19 protein-coding genes are annotated in these 19,947 nt (G+C 54.5%); 8 read left to right on the top strand and 11 right to left on the bottom strand.

What is annotated here, in order from left to right:
• Positions 1-88 precede the first annotated feature (88 nt).
• From ttcA to JK223_RS04045, 3 genes are all read right to left on the bottom strand, one after another.
• Positions 89-982 carry a tRNA 2-thiocytidine(32) synthetase TtcA gene (gene ttcA / locus JK223_RS04035; protein WP_212712920.1) on the bottom strand — a complete coding sequence of 298 codons (894 nt, stop codon included), beginning with the start codon at positions 980-982 and terminating at the stop codon, positions 89-91.
• Between the two features lie 382 nt (positions 983-1,364).
• On the bottom strand, positions 1,365-2,348 hold the full coding sequence (zntB, locus tag JK223_RS04040; protein ID WP_212712921.1) for a zinc transporter ZntB: 984 nt from the start codon (positions 2,346-2,348) through the stop codon (positions 1,365-1,367).
• 145 nt (positions 2,349-2,493) lie between these two features.
• Positions 2,494-4,089, bottom strand: a complete 1,596-nt coding sequence (locus JK223_RS04045; protein WP_371813062.1) for an ABC transporter substrate-binding protein — start codon at positions 4,087-4,089, stop codon at positions 2,494-2,496.
• A gap of 245 nt (positions 4,090-4,334) precedes the next feature.
• Between JK223_RS04045 and tpx the strand changes: the two genes are divergently transcribed.
• Positions 4,335-4,838 carry a thiol peroxidase gene (gene tpx, locus JK223_RS04050; RefSeq protein ID WP_212712923.1) on the top strand — a complete coding sequence of 168 codons (504 nt, stop codon included), beginning with the start codon at positions 4,335-4,337 and terminating at the stop codon, positions 4,836-4,838.
• 60 nt (positions 4,839-4,898) lie between these two features.
• On the opposite strand, the gene tyrR is transcribed toward tpx, so the two are convergent.
• The 7 genes from tyrR to pspA form a co-directional block, all read right to left on the bottom strand.
• Entirely contained in the window at positions 4,899-6,473 is a 1,575-nt protein-coding gene (gene tyrR / locus JK223_RS04055) for a transcriptional regulator TyrR (protein ID WP_212712924.1), read from the bottom strand.
• Between the two features lie 154 nt (positions 6,474-6,627).
• On the bottom strand, positions 6,628-7,704 hold the full coding sequence (locus tag JK223_RS04060) for a YcjF family protein (protein ID WP_212712925.1): 1,077 nt from the start codon (positions 7,702-7,704) through the stop codon (positions 6,628-6,630).
• Positions 7,701-9,098 (bottom strand): YcjX family protein, encoded by a 1,398-nt coding sequence (locus tag JK223_RS04065; protein ID WP_212712926.1) that lies wholly within the window; start codon positions 9,096-9,098, stop codon positions 7,701-7,703. Before JK223_RS04065 ends, JK223_RS04060 begins: the two co-directional genes overlap by 4 nt.
• Positions 9,079-9,330: a phage shock protein PspD gene (locus JK223_RS04070; RefSeq protein ID WP_249213455.1), complete on the bottom strand. Its 252-nt coding sequence runs from the start codon at positions 9,328-9,330 to the stop codon at positions 9,079-9,081. Before JK223_RS04070 ends, JK223_RS04065 begins: the two co-directional genes overlap by 20 nt.
• Before the next feature lie 29 nt (positions 9,331-9,359).
• A complete protein-coding gene (gene pspC / locus JK223_RS04075; protein WP_212712927.1) occupies positions 9,360-9,722 on the bottom strand; it encodes an envelope stress response membrane protein PspC in 363 nt (120 codons plus the stop codon).
• A complete protein-coding gene (gene pspB, locus JK223_RS04080; RefSeq protein WP_212712928.1) occupies positions 9,719-9,943 on the bottom strand; it encodes an envelope stress response membrane protein PspB in 225 nt (74 codons plus the stop codon). The genes pspC and pspB overlap by 4 nt, the downstream gene beginning before the upstream one ends.
• 48 nt (positions 9,944-9,991) lie before the next feature.
• On the bottom strand, positions 9,992-10,663 hold the full coding sequence (gene pspA / locus JK223_RS04085; RefSeq protein ID WP_212712929.1) for a phage shock protein PspA: 672 nt from the start codon (positions 10,661-10,663) through the stop codon (positions 9,992-9,994).
• 197 nt (positions 10,664-10,860) lie between these two features.
• On the opposite strand from pspA, the gene pspF reads away from it, so the two are divergent.
• The 3 genes from pspF to sapB all read left to right on the top strand — a co-directional run bounded on the left by pspF (position 10,861) and on the right by sapB (position 14,900).
• Entirely contained in the window at positions 10,861-11,865 is a 1,005-nt protein-coding gene (gene pspF, locus JK223_RS04090) for a phage shock protein operon transcriptional activator (protein WP_212712977.1), read from the top strand.
• 444 nt (positions 11,866-12,309) lie between these two features.
• Positions 12,310-13,938 carry an ABC transporter substrate-binding protein SapA gene (gene sapA / locus JK223_RS04095; RefSeq protein WP_212712930.1) on the top strand — a complete coding sequence of 543 codons (1,629 nt, stop codon included), beginning with the start codon at positions 12,310-12,312 and terminating at the stop codon, positions 13,936-13,938.
• Positions 13,935-14,900 (top strand): putrescine export ABC transporter permease SapB, encoded by a 966-nt coding sequence (gene sapB, locus JK223_RS04100; protein ID WP_212712931.1) that lies wholly within the window; start codon positions 13,935-13,937, stop codon positions 14,898-14,900. Before sapA ends, sapB begins: the two co-directional genes overlap by 4 nt.
• Before the next feature lie 461 nt (positions 14,901-15,361).
• Here the strand turns inward: sapB and JK223_RS04105 are convergent, their stop codons facing one another.
• Positions 15,362-15,853 (bottom strand): hypothetical protein, encoded by a 492-nt coding sequence (locus JK223_RS04105; protein WP_212712932.1) that lies wholly within the window; start codon positions 15,851-15,853, stop codon positions 15,362-15,364.
• 405 nt (positions 15,854-16,258) lie between these two features.
• Here JK223_RS04105 and sapC point away from each other — a divergent pair, with 405 nt between their 5' ends.
• The 4 genes from sapC (at position 16,259) to fabI (ending at position 19,882) form a co-directional block, all read left to right on the top strand.
• Positions 16,259-17,149, top strand: coding sequence for a putrescine export ABC transporter permease SapC (gene sapC / locus JK223_RS04110; protein WP_212712933.1), 891 nt, complete (start codon positions 16,259-16,261; stop codon positions 17,147-17,149).
• A complete protein-coding gene (gene sapD, locus JK223_RS04115; protein WP_212712934.1) occupies positions 17,149-18,141 on the top strand; it encodes a putrescine export ABC transporter ATP-binding protein SapD in 993 nt (330 codons plus the stop codon). Before sapC ends, sapD begins: the two co-directional genes overlap by 1 nt.
• A 4-nt stretch (positions 18,142-18,145) precedes the next feature.
• Positions 18,146-18,952 (top strand): putrescine export ABC transporter ATP-binding protein SapF, encoded by an 807-nt coding sequence (gene sapF, locus JK223_RS04120; protein WP_212712935.1) that lies wholly within the window; start codon positions 18,146-18,148, stop codon positions 18,950-18,952.
• Positions 18,953-19,093: 141 nt separating this feature from the next.
• Complete coding sequence (gene fabI / locus JK223_RS04125; protein WP_025903097.1) at positions 19,094-19,882, top strand: enoyl-ACP reductase FabI; 789 nt, start codon at positions 19,094-19,096, stop codon at positions 19,880-19,882.
• Positions 19,883-19,947: the final 65 nt, after the last annotated feature.

Genomic DNA, 19,947 nt, shown 5'->3' on the forward strand with positions numbered 1-19,947 from the left:
GCTCTGGTTCAGGCGGACAAAGGATCAGGCCTGCGGATTAATAAGCCGGGTCTGATACCGGCTCGCAGCGGTCTGACACTCACGGATCTCAGAGATTCGTGACATCAATATACAGTGAATGGTCAATATTGGTCGAAGATACGGTGGCCTCGGTAAAACCATAGGCTTCACGTTCGCCTTCACGATCTAACGGCAGGTTTTCGAAATCGAACAGTTCGCGATCCGCTAACTGACTCGGGCTGACGTTCTGCAAGGACTTAAACACGCTTTCCACACGGCCCGCATCCTTTTTATCCCACTCGCTCAGCATCCCTTTAATCGCCTGCCGCTGCAGATTTTCCTGAGAACCACAGAGGTTGCAGGGAATGATCGGGAAGGCTTTGTGGTCAGCAAAACGGATAAGATCCTTTTCACGACAATAGGTCAGCGGGCGGATCACTACATTACGGCCATCGTCTGAGCGCAATTTCGGTGGCATGGCCTTCATTCGCGCCCCATGGAACATATTCAGAAACAGCGTCTCCACAATATCATCCATGTGGTGGCCAAGCGCAATCTTGGTGGCGCCGATTTTTTCGGCAAATGAGTAGAGCGTACCGCGACGCAGACGCGAACACAGCCCGCAGGTCGTCTTCCCTTCCGGGATCTTCTCTCTTACCACCGAATAAGTATCTTTATCGACGATATAGTAAGGGATGTTCAGCTGCTCGAAATAGTCAGGCAGGATATGTTCCGGAAAGCCTGGCTGTTTCTGGTCGAGGTTAACCGCAATCACTTCAAATCTGACAGGAGCCACTTTTTGCAGGCTCAGCAGGATATCCAGCATGGCAAAAGAGTCCTTACCACCACTCATGCAGGCCATTACCACATCGTTGTCTTCTATCATCTGGTAATCGGTGATCGCATTGCCAACATTTCTCCGCAGACGTTTCTGGAGTTTGTTGAATTCGAGTGTGTCTTTTCTGGTATCGGTCTGATTCATAAATTCTTTTCACCACCGGGGAGTCCGGTCGTTGATTTCCTGGTTAAAAGCCTGCATGCATGGGCGCGGATTATACGGACTTTTACGCAGGGGGGAAATCACCTTTCAAAAGATATCGCGGAACAGAGCAAAGATGCAGCAGCGGGGAAACACGGTCAGAAACGGAGAACTACGGCCGGAAAGCGGCAAAAAAAAACCGGCGTCACTAACGCCGGGGTCATAAGAATTAAATGTGCTATGCAGTAATTCAAAAGTAAGACAATGTGGAGCACAACGCCCATCGCTTGACGTTGCATTCACCTGCGGGAGAGAGTATCTGCGATTTCCGCCCGGCATGTTTTGATTCAGATCATATTTATGATTATTAATCCAATCCTATGATTTATAACCACTTACGTTGCTTAAGAAACCACGTTACCCCCAGTGCAATCAGCACCAGCACCACGCAGAACACCGCAAAGCCATAGTGCCACTGCCCACCGGGGATCCCCCCGAGGTTGACGCCGAACAGTCCGGTAAGGAAGGTCGCCGGCAGAAACACCATCGCCAGCAGGGACATAATATAGGTTCTGCGGTTCATGGACTCGGTCAGCAGGGCATCGATTTCATCGGTCAGTACGGCGGTCCGCGCGATACCCGCATCCAGATCTTCCAGTCCCCTGCCCAGCCGGTCTGAAATATCCTGCATCAGACGACGTTGTGCCTCATCCATCCAGGTGAATTTCTCACTGGCAATCCGCGCCAGCACATCCCGCTGAGGTGCCATATATCGACGCATGACAATCAGTTGCTTACGCAGCAGCGCCATTTCGCCCCGCGCTGGTGCCTGGCCTTCCAGCAACCCGTCTTCCATATCGATAATTTTATCGTGCAAATCCTCGATAAATTCACTGATATGATCCGTCAGGAAGTCACAAAATTCCACCAGCCAGTCGCCGGCACTTTCTGGCCCGTTCCCCTGCTGAAGTTCTGCCCACACATCCTCTACCGCCGCCACTTTTCGTTTGCGGGTAGAGATGATTAATTTATCACTGATAAAAATCCTGACCGCTACCAGTTCGTCCGGACGGGCGTCCTGGTTAAAATTGATACTGCGCAGAACGATAAAAAAACCGTCTGCCAGACGGCTCACTCTGGGACGCATACTCTCACCGGCTAAAGCATCCCTTACGGAATCCGGCAATAACGGGGTTTTCTGCAGCCATCCGGCGCTGTTTTCCTGGGCATAATTCAGGTGCAGCCAGCAGGGACGCTCGCAATTCACCACGTCAGTCTCACTGATAGGCAGCATTCCTCCCTGCCCGTCTAACTGACATGAAATAATCGCATCGGATATCTGCAGTTCTTTACCGTCAATGATGCTCACACATTCCCCTTAATCCTGTTCCGGTAAATCAAAACCTGCATTGTAGTGTATTGATTACCATATTTTGCATTTAAAACGTAAAGGGGCATTACACAATGGCTGCCCCGTTTGATAATAATAGCCGTAAAATCAGTCTGATAGAAAGTTAATGCCCGGATTTCTCCGGCAGCTGTTCAATCCACATTTCACGACTGTAAGCCACATCTTCAGGATTATTGATAGGATAACCTTTGACCCGCGGGCTGATCAGACGTGCATTGGTGTACTGATAGATAGGAGCAATCGGCACATCGTCGGCAATCATCTGCTCGGCCTGGTTATAGTCGCTGTTGCGGGCAGCGGCAGAGCGTTCACGGGCCGCGCGGGCCAGCAGCGCATCATATTGCGGATTGCTGAATCCTGAAATATTACCGCTGTTCCCCCGGGTCAGCAGCGCCAGGAAAGTAGAAGGCTCGTTATAGTCCGCCACCCACGAGGCGCGGATAACATCAAAATTCCCCTGATTGCGGCTATCGAGATAGGTTTTCCATTCCTGATTCTGCAGAGTCACATCCACCCCCAGATTTTTCTTCCACATCGAGGCGATGGCAATCGCAATTTTCTGATGAACTTCGGCCGTATTATATAACAGTGTCAGATGCAGCGGCCGCCCCGGCCCGTAGCCGGCAGAGGCCAGCAGTGATTTAGCCTGAGCATTCAGTTCCTGCTGGGTGTGCTGCTGAATATAGAGCGGTTGCGGATGAAACCCCTGAGTTCCGTAAGGGGTGAAGCCCCAGGCCGGTTTTTCGCCGGTCCCCAGTACCTTATAGGCGATCACCTGCCGGTCGATACTCCACGACAGAGCCCGTCTGACCCGGACGTCGGCCGTCGGGCCTTTCCGGGTATTAAACGCATAGTAATACGTACCGAGCTGCATCGGGGTATAGACCTGGCCCGGTAATTCTTTCTTCAGCAGGTGATACATATTTTTCGGGAAGGATTCGGTGATATCGATGTTCCCCGCCCGGTAGCGCTGGGTGGCTGCCGATTCTTCATTTACCGGAACAAAGGTCACTTTATTCAGCACCGTATGGGCGTTATCCCAGTAGTTCTGATCCCTGACCAGCACGATTTTTTCATTAACCACCCGCTGCTGTAACCGGTAAGCCCCGTTACCCACCAGGTGTCCGGGCTGTGTCCACTGATTCCGGGCCGTGCGGATAACGTCGCGGGGCACCGGAAACAGGCAGACATTGGCGACCAGCGACGGGAACCAGGCGACGGGATGGTCCAGCGTCACTTTAAGATGCCAGGCATCAATCGCCGTGACCCCCAGCGCTGACGGTGGCTTTTCTCCCCGGGTGATCGCGGCGGCATTTTCAATCCCCGCCAGCGCCGCAAACCAGGCAAAAGGTGAGCGTTGGGCGGGGTCCACCAGCCGCTGCCAGCTATACACAAAATCGTCGGCAGTGACGGGTTTACCGTCCGACCAGCGGGCATCGCGGCGCAGAGTAAATATCCAGGTTTTATTGTCATTACTCTGCCAGCGTTCCGCGACGCCCGGCACAATGTTCCCGACACTGTCCTGATTCGTCAGGCCCTCAAACAGATCACGGATCACCTGCATTTCCGGCAATCCCACCGCCTGAGCCGGGTCGAGTGAGGCTGGCTCATCTTTTATTTGCCGGACGATTTCCTGCCGGGCAGCTAAATGCGCTCCCGGCGGCAGTGTCGCGGCCAGCCCTATGGCTGCGGGCATCATTGCCAGCGCCAGGGCGGAAAGCCTGTACCAGTTAACCATATGTACTCCCTCTTCCTTTGCGATACTGTGGCCTGCCGTCAGTGAGATAGCCCCTGATACGGCCGGACAGAGATGATATTTCTACCGCAATATACCGTCCCTGCTCGTAAAAGGGTGCAAAATATGGGATAAATTAGAGGTTCACTTGCACTGTACGCGGTTGAACTGCGTCGCAGTCACTCACAAATGATGATAAGGAATCGCTGATGTCTCAGACTATCAATTTCAAAGGGCAGCCAATTGCTATCGCCGGTCAGTTTCCTGCTAAAGGCAGTGCCGCACCTGACTTCACCCTGGTGACGAAAGACCTGAGCGATGTATCGCTGGGAAACTATGCAGGGAAACGTAAGGTACTGAACATTTTCCCGAGTATCGACACCAGCACCTGTGCGACCTCGGTACGTAAATTCAATCAGCTGGCTTCTGATATTACCAATACTGTCGTGCTGTGCATCTCTGCTGACCTGCCGTTTGCACAGAGCCGTTTCTGCGGTGCAGACGGGCTGGATAATGTGGTTACACTGTCAGCTTTCCGTGGCAGTGATTTTAAAAAGGATTACGGCGTAGAGATCCTGGAAGGGCCGCTGAAGGCACTGAGTGCACGGGCAGTGGTCGTGCTTGACGAAAATAATACGGTGCTTCACGCGGAACTGGTGGGTGAGATCGCCGAGGAACCTGACTACGATGCCGCCCTGGCGGTGCTGAAGTAAGCTCCTGACCCGGGCCCGGCCATGATCGGACGGTCCCGGGGTATGGCCGGTAAAACGGGGTTATCCGGCCTCGTCTTCACCGGCCCCTTTTTTATTCAGCCCGTATTCCCGCAGTTTATTGGCGATAGCCGTATGTGACACCCCCAGCCGTTTCGCCAGCTTACGGGTGCTTGGATAATGGCTGTATAAACGGACCAGTACCGCGCGTTCATAACGCCCGGTGATATCGTCCAGAGACCCTTCCAGATTATCATCCACCGGTAACTCATGTTCCGCCTGCTCCGGCAGGATAATATCCTTCGGACGGAGTTCATCCCCCTCCAGCTGGGCCATGGCCCGGTAGAGCGTATTTTTCAGTTGGCGTACATTGCCGGGCCAGTTGTAACGGGTCAGATAAGCGGCCAGTTGCGGCGAAATCGCCGGCGTGGTGATCCCCCGCTCATCCGCATACCGGGAGACAAACATTTCGGTTAATGGCTGAATATCGCGGGAATGCTCACGTAATGGCGGAATGCTGAGTGTCAGCACATTCAGGCGGTAGAAAAGATCCTCGCGAAATTCCCCGCGACTGACCAGTTCCTGCAGGTTTTTTTGTGTGGCACAAATGACCCTGACATCCACGTGTACCTCGTGCTCCTCACCGACCCGGCGGAAGGTTCCGTCATTCAGAAACCGCAGCAGCTTGGTTTGCATACGCGGGGACATCTCACCGATTTCGTCGAGTAATACCGAGCCGCCGTTGGCCTGTTCGAAAAATCCTTTTTTATTCTCCAGGGCATTCGGGTAAGCCCCCGCCGCATGACCAAATAATTCACTCTCAGCCACATCATCCGGCAGCGAGGCACAATTCAGTGCCAGGAAAGGCTGCAGGTGGCGATGGCTTCGCTGATGACAGGCTCTGGCGAGCATATCTTTACCGGTGCCGGTCTCGCCGGTGATCAGTAAAGGCGCGTCATGAACCGCCAGTTTTCTGGCCTGATTCAGCAACTGACGCATCTTCGGGCTGGCCGCCACAATATGCTCAAAACCGCAGTTATCGGTAGTATTCATACGCTGAAGCTGGTGGCCCATTCTGGCCGTCGATTTCAGCATGATCATGGCCCCGACCGGCAGGAGCTGCTGTTCCTGTTCACCAGGGAGGTAGATAGGCAGGATTTCCATCAGGAAATCGCGTCCCTGGATGACCACATGCCGGGCAACAGAAGTGACAATGTCACTTTCAGCCCAGTGGGAAAGTTCTCTGTCTTCAATCAGATAGCCTATCGGCGAATGGTATATCCTCTGTTCGTCCAGACCAAACAAAGTCTGCGCCGCCGGATTGGCCAGCTCAATACGTCCTTTCAGGTCGATGGAAAGCACCGGCTCAGGCATCGCTTCCAGTAAAGAGGTAAGAACTCTGCGTTCGCGCTCCGAAGGCATATCCGTCACGGTACGGACATCCGTGACGCCCGGCGTCCGGCGTATTTCGGCCATCAGCGAGCTGAACTCTTCGAAGGCTATTGCACTGAAACGCAGATACAGACGCTCCAGCGCGACGATTTCAATACCGTGTAAATCGATATTCCGCGCGACCAGCAGATCCAGCAATTCGCGGACCAGCCCCTGTCTGTCTTTACAGAAAATTTCCAGGCGCATCAATATATTCCTGACCATCATAATAATCAGGCATCATACCGCGTCAGCCGGGCGAGCTGAAGAGTTGTGGCAGGAAAAGTTGACACTCCGGGGCGACCGTAACGGCGGCCCCGGCAAAGGACAGGCAAACCGGCGGAAAACGATGCGGACAGGATTATCCGGCGGTGCGCTTCCCGGAGGGCTCAGGAGACTTCTTCTTCAGGGTATCGCGAAGCTGACTGAGCAGTTCTGCCCTGAAATCCCCGAGTCCGGGTTTATCCCCTTCCAGCCAGGGCAACGGGCGGCAGAGCTCCATCGCTTTAATGCCCAGCCGTGCCGTCAGCAGACCGGCACCAACCCCCTGAGCCGCCCTCGCCGAGAGCCTGCCCATAAGATCCTGCGACATCCAGTCCACTCCCACTTCACGCACCAGTTCACTGGCACCGGCAAAGGCAATATTAAATAATACCCCGCGAAACAGACGGACCCGGCTGAAATAGCCCAGTTCAATCCCGTAGATGCGGGCTATCTGGTTGATCATGCGGATATTACGCCACGCAATAAAAAACATGTCGGCCATCGCCAGCGGGCTGACGGCGATGATCACCGCAGATTCCGCCGCATAACGACCTATCTTTTCGCGGGCTTGTTTATCGGCAATGGGCTGTACCCATGCGGCATAGAGCGTCAGGATTTCCCGGTCACTGTGCGTCTCCTGCAGGGCATCCTGCCAGCGACGAAAAGACGGGTGAGCCTCACCGATGCCGCTGCGCGCCGCCAGTTGTTCGCAGAAAGGTCTGGCCTTGCCGGTCCCGTGACTGTTAAGAAGTTCGCAGGCCTCATCGCGTTCCTGCGCACGGTGTCTCAGCCGGTACAGGCGGTAGCCCTCGCTGACCAGACTCGCTGCACCGGCAAACAGTACCAGCCCGAGCGAGACGGTTGCGCCGAGTGCTATCCAGTCATGCTGATGCCAGGCTGTCATCAGCCATTGTCCGGTCCGGGCGATGACCGTAATAAAAAAGATCAACAGGCCAAGCATTAAAAACCGCCCGCGTAACGATCTGCGCGGTCGTAAGGCAGCGTTCAGGATAACCTCATCATTCACCCCCGCCTCTTCTTCTGCCGGCTCCGGTGAGGCCGTAAATTCGCCCTCTTCCGGGGCAAAATACCGCGCCTCGCGCAGCGGTTCCGCCGTGCCGGTATCCTCCGGAGGGAAATCGATCCTTGGTTTAAGCGGAGTTTCGCCACTCATCGTAATTTGTCTCCGAGTAAAAATTCCAACGCACTGTCCATACGGATGTGCGGGAGGGGCCGGTCACTGTCCATCACCGGCGGCCGGAAGGCTTCAAACCGGAAACCGCCCTCCTGCCAGAAAGCCTCCGACGGAAAACGGGACGGGACATCACCCGGATAGAATGTCAGCGGGCTGCCATCAGAAAGACGATGCCCCCGCAGCGCCGGATAGTTCTGCTGGTTATGTATCATGGTCCCCGCGCCGGTGGCTCTTACTGACGACAATGCCACACAGTCCATTTTAATGCCTTCAAAGGCGGCCTGCTGCCACGCCTCCTGCACCATCTGCCGTAGCAGGGAGACCAGACTGGCATGCTGATCGGTGGTGATATGATCCGCTTTGGTGGCGGCAAACAGCAGTTTATCGATGACGGGAGAAAACAGACGACGCAGCAGTGTGCGTTGACCATAGTGAAAACTTTGCATCAGTTGTGTCAGGGCCAGACGCATATCACTGAAGGCTTCGGGGCCGCTGTTCAGCGGCTGCAGACAATCCACCAGCACTATCTGACGATCGAATCTGACAAAATGTTCTTTATAAAACCGTTTAACCACATGCTGACAGTAATAGTGATACCGTGCCTGCAGCATGCCGTAATTGCTGCTTTTATCGGCCCTGCTCAGGGCCGCCCTGTCATCCTCCGCACGGACCGGCCAGGGAAAGAACTGTAGTGCCGGTGCGCCGGCCATCTCTCCCGGCATCACACAGCGTCCCGGCTGAATAAAATGTAACCCGTGGTGTTTGCAGTCGTGAAGATACGACGTCCAGGCGTGAGAAATATCCGCAAGCTGGTTCTCATCGGCCGGGGCAAAAGGATCCAGCGACGCCGTCAGTTCTCGCCATTTGGCCGCCAGCACTGCGCGTTCTCCGTGCAGCAATCCGGTCATCTGTTCTGACCAGCCAAAATAGTCCTGTGCCAGCATCGGTAAATCCAGCAGCCACTCACCGGGGTAGTCGATAATTTCGAGATACAGCGTGGAGGTCTCTTTCAGGTAACGCAGCAACGAATCCTGTGAGCGGTAACGCAGGGCAAGCCGCATTTCACTGATCCCGCGGGTCGGGGTTGGCCAGGCCGGCGGGGAATCGAATAGCTGTGCCAGCCCCCGGTCATAACTGAAACGGGCAATTCCCATATCGCGTTGAGGGACACGCCTGACTCCCAGCAGCCGTTCATCCCGGACCACGGAGAAAAGCGGCAATGCCGCACCGTTATGAACATTAATTAACTGATTCACCAGAGAGGTGATAAAGGCGGTTTTTCCGCTACGGCTCAGGCCGGTAACGGCCAGCCGCAGGTGCTTATCCGCCCCGCGCTGTACCAGTGATGCAATCTCATTTTGCAGTCTCTTCATGCTTTTCCCTGAATAGACGAGCCGACATTTTCTTCATTATTGCAGACAATGCCGGTTCCAGCACCATCGCCAGGACGATACGTACCGGCTTACGGGCCACGCGATTCAGCACCCGGGCACTGAGGCCGGCAGGGGTACGACTGATAGCGGTGATCAGGATAAATTTCACAGCCGACTTAAGTACAGGCACCATCCGGTGCCATGTTTTCCGCTGTCCGTTATCTTTCATCATTAACCTCTTAACTGTTTACGGTGTCCCTTTTACAGTTGCCTGAAACGGCTGCGCACTGAAAAGGTTTCCGAGGTGACATAACGCTCTATATCACGTAAACGCCGTTCGTTGCTGCCGGCTTCGCTTTCCAGCGCCTCCAGCAAAGCCGAAGCATCCGCTGCTGCGGCATTCTCCCCGTCGGCCGAAGGTGGCCTTTTTTCCAGGAAGTACCCCAGCGAAAAATAGACCACAACCGTGATCATGAACAGGCCGATAAATAAAGAAATGATGACCATGATGCGGATCAGTGTCACCGGAACATTCAGGTATTCACTCAGCCCGGCACAGACCCCCATCAGTTTACCCCGCTGCGGGTCGCGCCATAATTTACGTGCTGACACACTCGGGTTCATCGCGGCTGCCTCCACTGCGGATTTTCCGCATCCAGGATCGCTTCCAGGGCATCAATACGCTCACGCATACGCCGGACATCCTGCGTAGCCTGTTGCAAACGATCCATCTCCTGTGAGGAGAGTTGATTGCCCCGGTTGTTGTAATGCAGCCATAACCAGACCGGGGCCACAAAAAGTACAAAGATGGTGAGTGGAACCATAAAAAGAATGACGGCGCTCATGAGTTCTCCTTACTGAGTCGCATTAAGACAGAAGACCATGACCTGGCATTACTGCCCGTCAGTGCGCTGCATTTTTTCTTTCAGTGCCGCGAGTTGCTGGCTTATCTCATCATCCGTTTTCAGGCTGGCAAACTGGCTTTCCAGCGATTGGGGTTTTCCGAAACGCTGACTTTCGGCTTCGGCTTCCATATGGTCAATTTTGCGCTCAAACGATTCAAAGCGTGCCATTGCCTGATCCATTTTACCGTTATCCAGCTGGCGACGCACATCCCGGGAGGCTGAAGCCGCTTGATGACGTAATGTCAGCGCCTGCTGACGGGCACGGGTTTCGGTCAGTTTATTCTCAAGTTCGGTGATCTCGGATTTCATCCGGCTCAGGCTTTCTTCCGTCTGTGCGATTTCCTGCTGCAACGCCTCAATGACGCCGCTGAGCTTTTGCTTTTCCTGCAGAGCGGCACGGGCCAGTTCTTCTTTGTCTTTACGGATAGCCAGTTCTGCTTTTTCCTGCCACTCCTGTGACTGAAGCGTGGCCTGCTCAATGCGGCGACTCAGCTGCTTTTTCTCTGCCAGCGACCGCGCGGAGGTGGTACGGACCTCAATCAGAGTGTCTTCCATTTCCTGGATCATCAAACGTACCATTTTTTGCGGGTCTTCGGCCCGTTCCAGTAACGAATTGATGTTGGCATTCACGATGTCGGTAAAGCGCGAAAAAATACCCATAAAGATCCTCCTGAAGCTGCCGGGGTTCCCGGCGATAATGGTTTACACAAATGGTTTACACAAAGGGTTTACACAAAAAGACAAAGCAAGTGGCGTGCCAGTTTTTAATATTTTGTTTTTAAAGGCTTTATTTTTATTGCCCTGCGTGACCTGGCCTGTAGAATGGTGTTATTCATCACTAATTGGTTAAATTCATCATGGAACAACGGGATCCTTTGCTGGGAGAAGCGAATAATTTTCTCGCTATGCTTGAGCAGGTTTCTGCGCTGGCGGCATTGAATAAACCGGTACTGGTCATAGGCGAGCGTGGGACCGGGAAGGAACTGATTGCCAGCCGTCTTCATTACCTGTCTCCGCGCTGGGATGGCCCTTTTATTTCTCTTAACTGCGCGGCACTCAACGAGAACCTGCTGGACTCGGAACTGTTTGGTCATGAGGCCGGGGCTTTTACCGGTGCCCGCACCCGCCATCTGGGCCGGTTTGAGCGGGCTGATGGCGGCACCCTGTTCCTGGATGAACTCGCCACCGCACCGATGCTGGTACAGGAAAAATTGCTGAGGGTGATTGAATACGGCCAGCTGGAACGCGTCGGCGGCAGTCAGCCATTACAGGTCAATGTCAGACTGATTTGCGCAACCAACGAGGATCTGCCGGCCCGTGCCGCCCGTGGTCAGTTCCGTGCCGATCTGCTGGACCGTCTGGCCTTCGATGTGGTGAATATTCCCCCGCTTCGTCAGCGGCAGTCCGATATCCTGCTGCTCGGTGAGCAATTTGCTATCCAGATGTGTCGGGAGCTTGAGCTGCCTCTGTTCCCGGGGTTTACCGCGAAAGCCCGTCAGCAGTTGCTGGACTGGCACTGGCCGGGCAATGTGCGTGAACTGAAAAATGTGATTGAGCGCTCCGTCTACCGCCACCATTCCAGTGATGAGATGCTTGACCGGATTATTTTCAATCCGTTCCGCCCCGACTTCTCTCCGGGCGATGAGCAGAAAAGTGTTCCGGAAAGCCCGCCGCCGTTCAGCGCCGAACCTGAATTGCCGCTTGATCTCAGGGGATGGCAGCACCAACAGGAATGTGCGCTGGTCGAATACAGCCTGCGAACACATCACTTTCATCAGCGTAAAGCTGCCGAAGCTCTTGGCCTGACGTACCACCAGCTGCGCGCCTTGATAAAAAAACATCAGATAGCGGTCAGTCGCTGAGGCGGCGGGAAAGACCCGTTTTCCCCGTCCGGTTCCGGGTTTCCTGAGACTTCGCCGGGCAGCACACCGCCTGAAGGCCGGTTGCCGTCAGGAATGTCAGCGCCACCGCAGCAGGATACGTCTGACCTCTGCTCCTTCCGCCCCTGCGTTGCGGATGCTGATACCACACCGCTGCGGCCTGCCGGTCACGGCCTCGTTCCACTGATGTCACCGGCCCCGGCCTGACACCGGAGACTGTCTGCAGGTAAACCGGGTCGTTTATCGCGTCCGGGACAGAGAACGCCTCAGTCAACGGCCAGGCACCCGAGACCGTTGTGAGGCAGCTCCCGGGTGATCACTGCGCGGTATCAGGCGGCAGGACTCCCCTGCAGTCAACACTAAAGTTGGGGTCCCTGCCGGGTTTACGGTACACTTCAGATAATCTGTAAATAATCTTTGAGTACTATGCTGAAATTATATTCCGCGTTGTGTCTTGCCGTTGCTCTGATCAGTAACACTGCCTCTGCGTCAGTGGCACCTGATATCCGGCAGAATGGCTTCGTTTACTGTGTAAACGGGGTACTGAATACCTTTAACCCACAATTAGCCAGTAGCGGGCTGACCGTCGATACTCTGGCGGCCCAGTTATATGACAGTTTGCTGGGGGTGGATCCCTATACCTACCGTCTGACGCCGGAACTGGCTTCCGGATGGGAAGTAAAGGATAACGGCGCGACCTATATTTTCCATCTGCGTCACCACGTCAGCTTCCAGAAAACGGCCTGGTTCACCCCCCACCGGGCAGTGGATGCGGATGATGTTGTGTTCAGCTTCTCACGGATGTTTGACCGCAACAGCCCGTGGCATGATATTGGCGGTGGCAGTTATCCCTATTTTGACAGCCTGAAGTTTCCTGATAACGTCCGCAGTATCAGAAAACTGGATAATTATACCGTTGAAATACAGCTGGCACAGCCGGATGCGTCTTTCCTCTGGCATATCGCCACCCATTACGCCCCGGTACTGTCCAAAGAATATGCCGACCAGCTCACGGCCAGCGGCCACGAAGAACAAATGGATCGTCAGCCGGTAGGCACCGGGCCTTTCCAGCTGAGTGAATATCATTCCGGACAATTTATTCGCCTGGCCCGTAACCCGGATTACTGGAAGGGCATTCCCCGCATGCAGCAGGTGGTGATCGATATCGGTGCGGGTGGTACGGGGCGTTTATCCAAACTGCTGACCGGTGAATGTGATGTGCTGGCCTATCCTGCCGCCAGTCAGCTGACCATTCTGCGGGATGACCCGCGCCTGCGAATGACACTACGTCCGGGGATGAATATCGCTTATCTGGCGTTCAATACCCGTAAACCGCCGCTGGATAATCCCGACGTCAGAAAGGCACTGGCGCTGGCCATTAATAATGACCGGCTGATGTCTTCGGTTTATTACGGTACTGCAGAGACCGCAGCCTCTATTCTGCCCCGGGCCTCCTGGGCTTATGACAGCCAGTCTGTCGTCTCCGATTATAATCCGGCTAAAGCGATGCAGGCCCTGAAGCAACTGAACGTGCACGATCTGCACCTGAGATTAATGGTGCCGACCGCCTCCCAGCCCTGGAACCCCAGCCCGCTGAAAACAGCGGAACTCATCCAGGCCGATTTGGGGCGTATCGGAGTGACGGTCAGCATCGTTCCGGTAGAGGGACGCTTTCAGGAGGCGCAGTTAATGTCGCTTAACCACGATCTGACACTGGCAGGCTGGTCCACCGACAGTAATGACCCGGACAGTTTTTTCCGCCCGCTACTCAGTTGTGCGGCGATAAGCTCTGCCACCAATTATGCCCACTGGTGTGACCCGGCCTTTGATACGCTCCTCCATCAGGCATTAACATCACAGCAATTGTCGGAGCGGATCGACAGTTATGCGCAGGCACAACAGATGCTGACCGCACAACTCCCGGTACTGCCGCTGGCCTCTTCCCTGCGGTTACAGGCCTACCGTTATGATATTAAAGGGCTGGTCCTCAGTCCGTTTGGTAATACCTCCTTCGCCGGCGTCTATCGCGATGACTCTGAGGATAACGCTCCATGATTATTTTTATTCTGCGCCGCCTGGTCCTGCTGGTGATCACGCTGTTTCTGCTGTCACTGGTCGCTTTCAGCCTGAGTTATTTTACCCCGCACGCGCCTCTGGAAGGCGCTTCCCCGGGCGATGCCTGGTGGTTCTGGTTCAGGAGTATGCTGCAACTGGATTTTGGCGTGTCCAGCGTCAACAGTCAGCCCATCACTGACCAGCTTAAAGAAGTGGTTCCGGCCACCCTTGAACTCTGCGTACTGGCTTTTCTGCTGGCACTGCTGCTGGGGATCCCGCTCGGCATCACCGCGGCGGTAATGCGTAATAAGTGGCAGGATAAACTGATCAGTGCCCTCGCCTTAGTGGGATTTTCTGTGCCTGTGTTCTGGCTGGCCCTGTTGCTGACCCTGTTCTTCTCACTGACCCTCGGCTGGCTGCCGGTATCGGGACGGCTGGATCTGCTCTATCCTCTGCAGCATGTCACCGGCTTTGTGCTGATCGATGCCTGGCTGTCGGATTCCCCCTGGCGGCATGAAATGTTGCTGAATATTCTCTGCCACCTGATTTTACCGGTAGTGACCCTGGCGGTAGCGCCGATGACAGAAGTGATCCGGCTTATCCGTAACAGTACCCTGGAGGTGCTGGATAAGAACTACGTAAAAGCCGCAGTGACCCGCGGTCTGTCACGGGTGACGGTGATCCGCCGGCATGTCCTGCACAATGCGTTGCCACCGGTGATCCCTCACCTGGGTCTGCAGTTTTCTACCATGCTGACACTGACGATGATCACTGAGGTGGTGTTTAACTGGCCGGGTCTGGGTCACTGGCTGATCGGGGCAATTCGTCAGCAGGATTATGCGGCGATTTCTGCCGGCGTCATGGTGATCGGCACCATGGTGATGCTGGTCAATGTGCTGTCCGATATTCTCGGCGCGGCACTGAACCCGCTGAAACACAAGGAATGGTACGCACTGCGTTAACACGGAGTGTGGCGGACGACGTATGACGGGAAAAAGCGTCAGGTATTGCTCTCCATGCGACAAGTGAAACGGCGGAGTGGTCTTACCTCCTGCGGCACAATTGAGGGGGTTATGACCGGCAGTAAGACGTCTCCCGGGAGGGGTTACGATCTTTACCGGTTCTGCTATTTTTGCTCTGACATTCCTTCTGCTACGGCCATCTGAACCTGCAACTCAAGGTCAGATCGATATCCGGAAAAAGCGGCGGGGCGGGTTTATCATGCGAACGCGATGCGGGAGATTTTGTGGATAATGCGTTGCTTATTGTATGCAGCATCGTCCTCTGGCGGGCTACCTGGTGGCGATTCGCTGAATAAAAAAGAGAGTTAATAAAAAGATAAAGTAAACCGGGCTATGCCCGGTCACGCTTCCCGGGCACGGCCTTTCCGGCGGTCAGGGAATAAAATGTTCCCGTCACAGGGTTATTCCGGGTTGCTGAGACAACGATTGAGATCAGCACTGACATTATTGAATGTCCCGACGACCTGTGCCGGGTTTGCCGTTACCCAGGCACCGGATGTGGCTGATTTATCATCTTCAGGGGTCTGAGTAATCCGGCTGAAAACATAATGACGTTGTGACGCTGTCTCTGACACCTGCAGGGTAAAATTCACCACAAACGGCACTGGTGAACCCATCCGGTTGACGGTGTAAGTTGTCTGACCGCTGTAGCCGTCAGCGGCCGGGACGAGACTCTGTGCGGCGTGGGTGGCCAGTACACACTGTCTGAGTTTCTCCGTGCTCAGAGGGCTGCCTGCCGACAGGGGGAAAGATTTGATGTATCCATACTGATTGCTATTGTCTGTGTAGACGCCCTTGATGGCAGTCACTGCCGCAGACTCAGGATGGTCGGACATACTGCAGCCGGACAGGAGTACCCCGACCAGTAATACCAGACCTGCTTTCTTATTCATGGTGCTGCCTCCCTGACAAATGTGTTTTCAATCTTAATGGGAAATGAAAGGCAGTAAAAGAACAACGCTGCAGCCTGTTACAATTACACGGGTTTTCACAACATCGCTTACACGGTGCGCACAAAAACCGGTTATGCGCAGGATGCAATGATGAGCGCCCGGGCGGGCCTTGCATAATATTGTGAATTCAACGGATAATCCCGCCTTCCCCGGCACGGCACTGACCGGCAGCTCACCGGTCACTGTCACGCATTGCAGGCCGGCGGAGGCTAACGCCCCGGGCCGGCAGATCCGCTGCCGGCAGTATTGAATCAAAATAAAAAGTTATTAAGCTATGAGCCAGCGTAACGCGCTGATAATTTAAAGCGATATTACATATGTTAAGAAGAAGCAAAGCAGGTATTTATGCCCATTGATAATGTCTATCAGGAAAAACGACTGCCTGGCGCCTTCCGTCAAGCCTGGGGGAAGTTTTACCATGACACGTCGGCCATGGTCGGGCTGTATGGCTTTGCCGCATTGATCTTTCTTTGCCTGTTTGGTGGCCTGCTGGCCCCTTACGGCGTTGATCAGCAATTTATGGGATACCAGTTACTGCCGCCTTCCTGGTCGCGGTACGGCGACGTCTCTTTCTTCCTCGGTACCGATGATCTTGGCCGGGATGTACTGAGCCGTTTACTGAGCGGTATCACGCCCACCGTCGGCAGTGCGCTGCTGGTCACCCTGTTTTCCGGGGTCTGCGCGCTGCTGCCCGGTATTCTTGCCGGGCTGACCCACGGTCTTCGCTCCGCCTTACTGAACCATATTCTCGATACCTTACTGTCGATCCCTTCCATGCTGCTGGCGATTATTGTGGTAGCCTTCGCCGGTCCCGGCCTGTTCCATGCCCTGGTAGCGGTCTGGCTGGCGTTGATGCCGCGGCTTATCCGCGCTATTTATATCGCCATCCACGAACAGATGGATAAGGAATATGTCATCGCGGCCAGACTGGATGGTGCCAGCCCTTTTATTCTGCTGCGTGATACCATTTTTCCGAATGTACTGCCCTCCGTGATCAGTGAGCTGACCCGGGCGCTGTCGATGGCCATTCTTGATATTGCGGCTCTGGGTTTTTTAGGCCTCGGTGCACAGTTACCCTCACCGGAGTGGGGAGCCATGCTGGGGGATTCGCTGGAGCTGATTTATGTGGCTCCCTGGACGGTCATGCTGCCCGGGCTGATGCTGATGCTTGCGGTGCTGATTATTAATTTATTCGGGGATGGCGTCCGCCGTGCCATTGAGGCTGGGGTAAAATAATGCCATTACTGGATATCCGTAACCTGACCATTGAGTTCTTCTCGTCCGAAGGCCCGGTGAAAGCGGTCGACCGTATTAATCTGACCCTGACAGAAGGCGAGATCCGCGGCCTGGTCGGCGAGTCCGGCTCCGGGAAGAGCCTGATAGCCAAAGCTATCTGCGGTGTCACTTCCGATAATTGGCGGGTGACCGCCGACCGGATGCGCTTTAATGATATCGATCTGTTGCGCCTTTCTCCCCGCGAGCGCAGAAAAATCATCGGCCATAATATCTCGATGATTTTTCAGGAACCTCAGTCCTGTCTGGACCCGTCTGAAAGTATTGGCCGTCAGCTGATGCAGGCCATCCCCCGCTGGACCTTTAAAGGGCGCTGGTACCGGCGTTTCTGGTTCTGGCGTAAAAAGCGCGCCATAGAGTTACTGCACAGGGTCGGTATTAAAGATCACAAAGATATCATGCGCAGTTTTCCCTATGAGCTGACAGAAGGTGAATGTCAGAAAGCCATGATCGCCATCGCGCTGGCCACCAAACCGCGCCTGCTGATTGCCGATGAACCGACCAATGCCATGGAGCCGACCACCCAGGCACAGATATTCAGGCTGCTCAGCCGGCTGAACCAGAATAACAACACGACCATTCTGCTGATAAGCCATGACCTGCGTACCCTGGGCCAGTGGGCGAACCGGATTAATGTGATGTACTGCGGACAAACCGTCGAAACGGCCGTCAGTGAGGAGCTGATCTCTGCCCCTCATCATCCCTACACTCAGGCGCTGATCCGCTCGATGCCCGATTTCGGGCGTTCACTGCCGCATAAGAGCCGGCTGAACACCCTGTCCGGTGCGATACCCTCGCTGGAACATCTGCCAATGGGCTGCCGGCTCGGTCCACGCTGCCCTTATGCACAGCGCAAATGTATCGAAGCCCCGGCACTGACCGGTACCAAAAGCCACAAATACGCCTGTCACTTTCCATTAAATAAAGAGCTGTAGTTCCATGGAAACCTTACTCGAAGTCCGCGATTTGTCGAAAACCTATCGCTATAAAACCGGCCTTTTCCGTCCTCAGCATGTGGATGCGGTCAGAAATGTCAGTTTTACCCTGCGTGAAAGGCAGACCCTCGCCATCATCGGCGAAAACGGCTCCGGTAAATCGACGCTGGCCAAAATGCTCAGTGGCATGATCGAACCCAGCGCGGGTGAAATTATTATTAATAATCATCCGCTAAGCTTCGGGGATTACGGTTACCGTAGCCAGGTCATTCGCATGATCTTCCAGGACCCGGGCACTTCGCTGAATCCCAGACAACGCGTCAGTCAGATCCTCGATCTGCCGTTGCGGCTGAATACGTCCCTGACCCCGGAGGAACGGGAAGCACGCATCATCGAAACCCTGCGTAAAGTCGGTCTGCTGCGGGATCATGCCGGCTATTACCCGCATATGCTGGCGCCGGGCCAGAAACAGCGCCTGGCACTGGCCAGAGCACTGATCCTCCAACCACGGGTCATTGTTGCCGATGAAGCTCTGGCCTCACTGGATATGACCATGCGGTCACAGCTGGTGAACCTGATGCTGGAATTACAGGACAGGGACGGACTATCGTTTATTTATGTCACTCAGCATATCGGCATGATGAAACACATCAGTGACTGTGTGATGGTCATGCACCAGGGAGAGGTGGTTGAGCGCGGCGGAACGGCCGATGTGCTGGCCTCTCCGTTACATGATCTGACCAAACGGTTAATTCAGAGTCATTTCGGCGAGGCTCTGACCGCCGATGCCTGGCGAAGGAATGACCGTTAATTCACAGAATTACGTCCTGTTTCACCGTAACTTTACCTGATAACCCATTGTCGTGTTAGAATCCCCGGATTGAACATCGCGGACAGGTTGTTAATTATACAATCGCCGCCGCCACAATAACTATTTTTAAGGATTACAGCTATGGGTTTTCTTTCCGGTAAGCGCATTCTGATCACTGGCGTCGCCAGTAAATTGTCTATCGCATGGGGTATTGCCCAGGCAATGCACAAGCAGGGTGCGGAACTGGCATTCACTTACCAAAACGAAAAATTAAAAGCGCGTGTTGAAGAATTTGCCAAAGATCTGGGTTCTGACATCGTGTTACCTTGCGATGTTGCTGAAGATGAAAGCATCAAAAGCCTGTTCACCGAACTGGAAAAAGTCTGGCCAAAATTTGACGGCTTTGTTCACTCTATCGGTTTCGCACCAGGCGACCAGTTAGATGGCGACTACGTAAATGCCGTGACCCGTGAAGGCTTTAAGATTGCCCACGATATCAGTGCCTACAGCTTTGTTGCGATGGCAAAAGAGTGCCGTGCGATGCTGAACCCGAATTCAGCACTGTTAACCCTGTCTTACCTGGGTGCAGAGCGCGCTATCCCTAACTACAACGTGATGGGTCTGGCGAAAGCCTCTCTGGAAGCCAACGTGCGTTACATGGCTAATGCGATGGGTCCTGAAAGCGTGCGTGTTAACGCCGTCTCTGCCGGCCCTATCCGTACGCTGGCGGCTTCCGGTATCAAAGATTTCCGTAAGATGCTGTCGCATTGTGAAGCGGTCACCCCGATCCGCCGTACCGTCACCATCGAAGATGTGGGTAACTCTGCAGCCTTCCTGTGTTCTGACCTGGCCGGCGGCATCACCGGTGAAGTCGTTCACGTTGACGGTGGCTTCAGCATCGCCGCAATGAACGAACTGGAACTGAAATAAGTTCTGTCAGCAGGCGGTATCAACCGCCTGTTTTTCTTCCTGCTTTTTTCTGCCACCGCCCCCCT

The sequence above is a fragment of the Tatumella sp. JGM118 genome, from assembly GCF_018257515.1.
In the GTDB taxonomy this organism is placed as follows: Bacteria; Pseudomonadota; Gammaproteobacteria; order Enterobacterales; family Enterobacteriaceae; genus Tatumella; species Tatumella terrea.